This window comes from Streptomyces sp. NRRL WC-3549 (assembly GCF_000721935.1).
Lineage (GTDB): Bacteria > Actinomycetota > Actinomycetes > Streptomycetales > Streptomycetaceae > Streptomyces.
In genome coordinates this window covers 19716-23201 of the sequence record NZ_KL585460.1, presented here as the reverse complement: position 1 = coordinate 23201, position 3486 = coordinate 19716, and the positions used below count along the sequence as shown (strand labels likewise).

At 68.8% G+C, this 3486-nt stretch carries 3 protein-coding genes and 1 pseudogene; 2 read left to right on the top strand and 2 right to left on the bottom strand.

The window, feature by feature from the left end; all coding sequences use genetic code 11:
• Nucleotides 1-428: 428 nt before the first annotated feature.
• Both IH13_RS45430 and IH13_RS0135925 read left to right on the top strand, forming a co-directional pair.
• On the top strand, nt 429-782 hold the full coding sequence (locus tag IH13_RS45430; RefSeq protein ID WP_082317818.1) for a transposase: 354 nt from the start codon (nt 429-431) through the stop codon (nt 780-782).
• 123 nt (nt 783-905) lie between these two features.
• A complete protein-coding gene (locus IH13_RS0135925) occupies nt 906-1496 on the top strand; it encodes a hypothetical protein (protein ID WP_031091320.1) in 591 nt (196 codons plus the stop codon).
• A 423-nt stretch (nt 1497-1919) separates the two neighbouring features.
• Here the strand turns inward: IH13_RS0135925 and IH13_RS40005 are convergent, their stop codons facing one another.
• Nucleotides 1920-2891 (bottom strand): DUF4184 family protein, encoded by a 972-nt coding sequence (locus IH13_RS40005; protein ID WP_199814935.1) that lies wholly within the window; start codon nt 2889-2891, stop codon nt 1920-1922.
• A 285-nt stretch (nt 2892-3176) separates the two neighbouring features.
• Nucleotides 3177-3486 (bottom strand): annotated as a pseudogene (locus IH13_RS0135915) (hypothetical protein); the annotation flags it as partial.

Genomic DNA, 3486 nt, shown 5'->3' with positions numbered 1-3486 from the left:
GGCACAGGCGGTGCCGCCCTCATGGTCTGGTTCTTCGTCGCTCTCCTCCATGTTCCTGAGGGCTATCGCTGCTGACGCCCAGGACGTCGAGTGGGGCAGCTTCCGCGTCCAGCCCGGACTCCGCGGCGAGCGTGAGGCACTACGTGTCCTTCGCGCGACCCGCCAGGGTGCGGTCCTCGCCTCCACAGCCGCTATCAACCAGCTCAAGGACCTGATCATCTCTGCACCCGACGACCTCCGCGCCGAGCTGCGGGCACTCAAGCGTCCCGCCCAGGTCACCTGCTGTGCCCACCTCCGAGACCGCCCGGCCCAGAACCTTGAGCACCGAATGACAGCAAGGGCCCTTCGATCCACCGCCCAGCGCATCCAGGCCCTGCAAGCCGGGGCCAAAGACCCTCGAGAAGGAGATCCTCACCCTGGTCCGGGGGATGGCCCCAGAGTTTCTCGGCCTACTCGGTGTCGGGCCGATCACCGCAGCTCAGATCCTGGTCAGCTGGTCTCATCAAGGTCGGTTCCGCTCGGAAGCTGTCTTCGCTTCCTTTGCCGGCGTCTCGCCGATCCCTGCCTCCTCCGGGCTCACCGACCGACACCGGCTCAGCCGGGGTGGAGACCGACAACTCAACCGAGCCATGCACGCTCACCTTGCTCCGGATGCGACTTGGCCCCGCCACGGAGGCCCACGTCGCCCGCAGAATCACCGAAGGGAAGACCCCTCGCGACGCGCAGCGTTGCCTCAAGCGAGTCATCTGCCGCTCGATCTTCAAGACCCTCGAACGGACTGACCGCACCACGATCGGGAGCGTCGAAGAACTTGTTCAAGCGGCTCGACACCGACATAGCAGCCTCGAGGGGCATGGCCGGCTGGACCCAGTCATGATGTCGGCGCCGCACGCGATGATGGGGGAGTGGACTACAGCCTCGTGATCGCCGCCGCCCAGGCCGCCGGCCCCTGCCAGCCCGGCGAGGAAGCCTCCTGGGGCCGCCGCGTGCACACCCTCACGGTCGACCTGCACATGGTCGCCAAACAGGCCGCGCAGGACATCGACCGACTGGAGAGCGCCAAGACGTTCGTCGCCTTCCTGGAGAAGGTCGAGGTCGAGGAGACCAGCCGTCGCGGGCTGCTCACCCTGCGGCCGCCGTCCGGCGACGCGGAGAACATCCGGACCGAGCAGGAGGAGACCGACCGCGGCCGTCAGCTGATCGAGCGGGCCCGCTCTCTTGTCGGACGGTGGGTGCTGGTCTACCGGTACAACCTGGTCTACCGGTACAACGAGGAGAAGGCCGGCAACCGCCAGCACAACGTGCGTATGCTCGCCCACCTCGTCGACCTGGGCGACGGAGCGATCTCGGTGAACATGGCGAAGAAGGTTCTCCTGGACGACGCCGCCGGTGTCGTGGCGCGCGCCCAGGGCGCGTGGGAGAGCGTGGGTCTGCCGGACACCGGCACGATCAGTGTGGAACAGCTGCAGAAGGCGCGTGCGGAGCTCACCGGGTGAGCCTGCCTCGCCAAGAGCCGTGCAGCAGCTCCACAGACCTCAAAGCGTCGCAACTGTCCCACTGGAACGTCCCGGCCCCCGCTCGGTGCGAAGGACCTGGAGTCCTCCAGAAACGCGTGCGGGGGACGGCAAACGCGTGCGGGGGACGGCCCAGGTGGCGCGCGTCCTGTCCGAAGCTGCTTCCCGGGCTCAGCTCGTGCCCGGGCGGACTTGGATGCTGTGGTGCCCGCCGTCGGTGTCCCGATATCCCCGGTGTCTCCGTCCGCGGATCCGGTGCCGGCATGGGCGGGGCCGGTGCGTGCCCTTTCGCCCTTGGCGATCAGGTGAGCGCCGCAGCCCGGCACCTTCAGGGTGGAGCCTTCCATTTCGTTCATCGCTGAACCCTTCTCTTCACTGTGACCCACCCGCTCTTCGATGGTGCCGTCACCGGTCGAGCCCTCGCTGTCGGCGCTTTTCGTCATGAATCAGCGGGGGCGAGAAGGCGGCGCCGGAGGCCGTCGCCTGTCGGCGGGACACAGCGCCGATCTGCCAGGCGGCGGCGTACAGCAGGAGCGCGACCGCGAAGGAGGCACCTGCTCTCTTTGCGGCACCGGTCAGTACGCCTTCGGCGAGGGTGCCCCAGGGTGCCTGGATCGTCTTGGAGGGATAGGTCGTATCGCTCGAGCCGCCGCCCAGGTCGACGACGGTCGGGCGGCTGTAGTCCACTTCCGTCTCATAGCGGTAGGCCTTGAAGTCGTGATGGGCGTCAACAGCGCCGCCGAGCAGGGGGGCCACGACCAGCACAGCCACCATGTTCCACCGCGTGAGGGGCGACAGGCGGGCAACGGTCCCGCCCTCGGCGCGCAACCGGCCGCGACGGCGCCACAGATACCGGCCGACGGCCGCCAGGCCGAAGACGGTGCTCGCGTATTGCAGCAGCCGGGCGACCGACAAGCCCCCCAGTGCCGAGGCGTGCAGAGCCTCCACCTGGATGACCAGGAAGTCGCCCTGGGTGAAGGCGTCCCAAACGGAGTGAGAGGCAATGCCGGTCAGAGCGGAGACCAGCAGCCACACGATGTACCGGGCCTTGGCCGGCAGACCGGTTGTGCGCTCCGGTTCTGGGAGGCCGAGGCCGGACGGGAGCAGTGCGGTCACCGGCGCCCGCAGCACCTGGTACGCGACCACCAGGCCGACGGAGGTGGGCAGATTCACCAGAAGGCCCACACCGAGGGAGTGGGTCTGCGTGGCGTTGAGGAGTGGCCCGTACCAGTCCTCGGCACTGGTCTCGGACAGGCCGAGGACGGCCAGGAAGTACGGGGCGTCAGGGGCTACGGCACCCGCGACCAGAGCCGAGGGAACGAACGGCCGACGCATCAGCGGCAGCACCGCGGCGGGGTGGGACAAGGTGAACGGCAAGTCGGTGATCTTCCCTGCTCGGACGAGACCGGCCAGAGGCCACTGCATGCCGCGCTACGGGCGCCCCTGGGCTGAGGCGTCCGAGATCGCGCGACCGGCCAGTTCCCAGGCAGCACTCACGGATGGAGCTCTGGAGAGAGTATTCATCTCAACGGACTATTGCCAAGTGCGTGGACCACGGTGGGCTGCCGACGCGAAGAGGCCACAAGGCAACAGCTCTTGGCGCGCTTGACGGCGCCGGCCGCCCGCCGTCGGGCGGCCGGCTGGAGGAAGAGGCAGGCAGGGTCAGCGACGACGGCGTACGGCCTGGCAGGCCACCGTTGCCGCGGCCGTGACAGGCAGCAGGAGGAGGATGCCGAGCACGGGCCGCATGTCTGCCCAGGCGTTCGTGTAGGCGTAGGCGACCAGAGGCGGCGAGGCCGCGGCCATCGCGCCGAGCTCACGCAGACCTGACGAACGCGAGCGCAGGGCGACGGCGACCCCGGTGAAGGCGAGGACCAGCATCGGCCAGGCGCCGTAGTCCGTGGTCACGCCGAAGGCCCTCGTGTTCACGACAACCACGGGAAACCACGCCACGGCAGCCATGGCTCCGGCC